4 protein-coding genes and 1 pseudogene are annotated in these 3,142 nt (G+C 72.5%); 4 read left to right on the forward strand and 1 reads right to left on the reverse strand.

What is annotated here, in order from left to right:
• The 3 genes and pseudogenes from ACYVE9_RS20570 to ACYVE9_RS20580 all read left to right on the forward strand — a co-directional run.
• A pseudogene (locus ACYVE9_RS20570) lies at window positions 1-139 on the forward strand (SAM-dependent methyltransferase); the annotation flags it as partial.
• 258 nt (window positions 140-397) lie between these two features.
• The gene (locus ACYVE9_RS20575; RefSeq protein WP_461029363.1) at window positions 398-1,510 is read left to right on the forward strand and encodes an LLM class flavin-dependent oxidoreductase; all 1,113 of its coding nucleotides are present in this window, start codon (window positions 398-400) and stop codon (window positions 1,508-1,510) included.
• 124 nt (window positions 1,511-1,634) lie between these two features.
• Window positions 1,635-2,294, forward strand: a complete 660-nt coding sequence (locus tag ACYVE9_RS20580; RefSeq protein WP_461029364.1) for an FMN reductase — start codon at window positions 1,635-1,637, stop codon at window positions 2,292-2,294.
• A gap of 155 nt (window positions 2,295-2,449) precedes the next feature.
• On the opposite strand, the gene ACYVE9_RS20585 is transcribed toward ACYVE9_RS20580, so the two are convergent.
• Window positions 2,450-2,635 carry a hypothetical protein gene (locus tag ACYVE9_RS20585; protein WP_461029365.1) on the reverse strand — a complete coding sequence of 62 codons (186 nt, stop codon included), beginning with the start codon at window positions 2,633-2,635 and terminating at the stop codon, window positions 2,450-2,452.
• A gap of 217 nt (window positions 2,636-2,852) precedes the next feature.
• On the opposite strand from ACYVE9_RS20585, the gene ACYVE9_RS20590 reads away from it, so the two are divergent.
• Window positions 2,853-3,142, forward strand: a 290-nt coding sequence (locus ACYVE9_RS20590; RefSeq protein WP_461029366.1) for a hypothetical protein, incomplete at its 3' end; no start/stop codon positions are given.

The raw sequence follows: 3,142 nt of genomic DNA on the forward strand, positions 1-3,142 counted from the left end.
CCGCCATGGCCGGCGGGCGAGCCCGGACGACCTGCGCGCCGAGCCCCGTCTGCGTCCGCTGCTGGCCGGGGCGGGCTGGGAGCTGACGTCCTACACGGACCGGGACGACTGCTTTCTCGCGCTCGCGGTACCCGTCTGACGGCTCCCGCCGCACCCGGCGGAGCGCACAGAACCGACCGCGCCTCTCCAGGCACCGACCGTCAGCCACGTGGGCACGCACGGCGTCCACCACCCCCGCCCCACGGCGCCGGGACCGGAGTGCACCGCTCCGCACGCGACCGGCCCACACCACGAGCCGCACCGCCGACCCGCACCACCGGCCCGCACCACCGGGAATACCGCGGCAGGGGGCATCGTTCGTATAGTTGAATCTTCAATCAGATGGAGGGCGAGTCCCGTGCAGTTCGGAATCTTCACCGTCGGAGACGTCACCACCGACCCCACGACCGGCCGGGCGCCGAGCGAGCACGAGCGGATCAAGTCCATGGTCGCCATCGCGCTCAAGGCGGAAGAGGTCGGGCTGGACGTGTTCGCCACCGGCGAGCACCACAACCCGCCCTTCGTGCCCTCCTCCCCGACGACGATGCTCGGTTACGTCGCCGCCCGCACCGAGCGGCTGATCCTGTCCACCTCCACGACGCTGATCACCACGAACGACCCGGTGAAGATCGCCGAGGACTTCGCGATGCTGCAGCACCTCGCGGACGGCCGGGTGGACGTGATGCTCGGACGGGGGAACACCGGCCCGGTGTACCCGTGGTTCGGGCAGGACATCAGGCAGGGCATCCCGCTCGCCATCGAGAACTACGCGCTGCTGCACAGGCTGTGGCGGGAGGACGTGGTGGACTGGGAGGGCAACTTCCGCACCCCGCTGCAGGGTTTCACCTCCACGCCGCGCCCGCTGGACGGCGTGCCGCCCTTCGTCTGGCACGGCTCGATCCGCAGCCCGGAGATCGCCGAGCAGGCCGCCTACTACGGGGACGGCTTCTTCGCGAACCACATCTTCTGGCCCAAGGAGCACTTCCAGCAGCTCGTCAACCTCTACCGCGAGCGTTACGCCCACTACGGCCACGGCAGCGCGGAGCAGGCCGTCGTCGGCCTGGGCGGCCAGGTGTTCATGCGCCGCAACTCCCAGGACGCCGTGAAGGAGTTCCGCCCCTACTTCGACAACGCGCCGGTCTACGGGCACGGGCCGTCCCTGGAGGAGTTCACCGAGCAGACCCCGCTCACGGTGGGCAGCCCGCAGGAGGTCATCGAGAAGACGCTGACCTTCCGCGAGTCCTTCGGTGACTACCAGCGCCAGCTCTTCCTGATGGACCACGCCGGGCTGCCGCTGAAGACCGTGCTGGAGCAGTTGGACCTGCTCGGCGAGGAGGTCCTGCCGGTGCTCCGCGAGGAGTTCGCCCGCAACCGTCCCGTCGAGGTGCCGGCCGGCCCCACCCACGCGGACCTGCTCGCCCGGCACGAAGCGGAGCGGCAGCAGTCGTCCCGCCACGCCGACGCCCGATGACCCCCGCCCGGCCGACGCCCCCCGGTCCCGCGGAGGGACCCCGCCCCCGGACAGCCACCGACACCGGAGCCCCAGGCCCCCTCGTCGCGGGCACGACCCCGACCGCACGGAACAGGAGCAACCGATGACCACCCGAAGGATCGCCGTCGTCTCCGCCGGTGTGGGCACGCCGTCCTCGACCCGGCTGCTCGCCGACCGGCTCGCGGCGGCCACCCGGTCCCAGCTGGAGAGCGCCGCGCCCCACCACCCGGTGGAGGTGGAGGTGATCGAGCTGCGCGACCTGGCCACCGACATCGCACACCGCACCGTCACCGGTCTCTCGGCACGCGCCCTGCGCGAGGCGACAGCGACGGTGTCCGGGGCCGACGCGCTGATCGCCGCGACGCCGGTGTTCAACGCGTCCTACAGCGGACTCTTCAAGTCGTTCTTCGACGTGCTCGACGCGGACACGCTGACCGGCAGGCCGGTGCTGATCGCGGCGACCGGCGGCACGCCACGGCATTCGCTGGCGCTGGAGCACGCCGTACGGCCGCTGTTCTCGTTCCTGCGGGCGCAGGTCGCCCCGACCGCCGTCTACGCGGCGTCCGAGGACTGGGGTCAGAGCGGTGGCCGGCAGACCGACCCGCTGGGTGAGCGTATCGCCAGAGCGGCGGGCGAGCTGGCGACGCTGGTCCGCCACCGGCCGGCTCCGGCGAGCGGACCGGAACCGGTGACCCCGTTCGCGCAGCAGTTGGCGGCTCTCGGGGCCCTCCCCTCGGATGGCGGGGAACCCCGGGCGTCCTGAGCGACCACCGTTCGCACGACCGCAGGCAGCCGACCGCAGGCAGCCGTGTGGGCGGACAGCGCACCCGGCGCCGTCCGCCCACAGCGGGCCCCCACAGGCCCCACCCGTCGCACCGCCGGACCGGAGATCCGGCGGTGCGCGAGGCTCTCAGCCGCTCAGCGACCCAGTTCCCTGCGGCGCGAGACCCGGCGCAGCCGCCTGCGCTGCGAGGGGTCCAGCGTCAGATACGCCACCGCCGGCACACCGAACACGATCAGCAGCACCGCCCAGAACGGCAGCCAGATCAACAGCAGCAGGCCCACCGCCACGCCGCCGACCGCGACCTTCCCCTGAGTGCTCATAGACTCCTGCCTCCTCCGCGTCAGCGGCGTACATACCGCTTCCTCCATGTGAACGCCCGGCGGGCCCGGGCCGTTCCTCAACGTGGGACACCGTCTCCGTACCCGGTTTCCGCCGGCGCGGGCGGTGGGGTACCCTCGGCGACCTCCGACCCCAGTAGTCAAATTTGAGGAATGCATCAGCGCTGTGTCACGGACAACGGCAATCACACCCTCCCAGGTGTCCGCGCTCGCCGGCTGCGCGGCCGTCTTCCTGCCTGCCGACCCGCCCCGCAGCTCGACCGTCGCCTTCTGGCACCCGCACGGCGCTGAGCCGCTCCCGGACGACCCGTCGCACCACTCCACCCCGCTGACCGTCGTCCTGCCCGCCACTGCCGAAGCCGACCCGACCGGGCACGCGGAGACCGGGGACGCGCGTCCGGGCCCCGGCGCGGACGACGGCTCCGGCACGGGCGACGGCGCCCGCGTACCGGTACGCCTGCGGAGCGTGCCGGCGGTCGTGCTGCCGGT

Source organism: Streptomyces sparsus, assembly GCF_054776295.1.

Excerpts from the sequence above, each read along its gene's own strand:
- ACYVE9_RS20585 (WP_461029365.1), bottom strand. The coding sequence starts at position 2,635 with ATGAGCACTCAGGGGAAGGTCGCGGTCGGCGGCGTGGCGGTGGGCCTG.
- ACYVE9_RS20580 (WP_461029364.1), top strand. The coding sequence starts at position 1,635 with ATGACCACCCGAAGGATCGCCGTCGTCTCCGCCGGTGTGGGCACGCCG.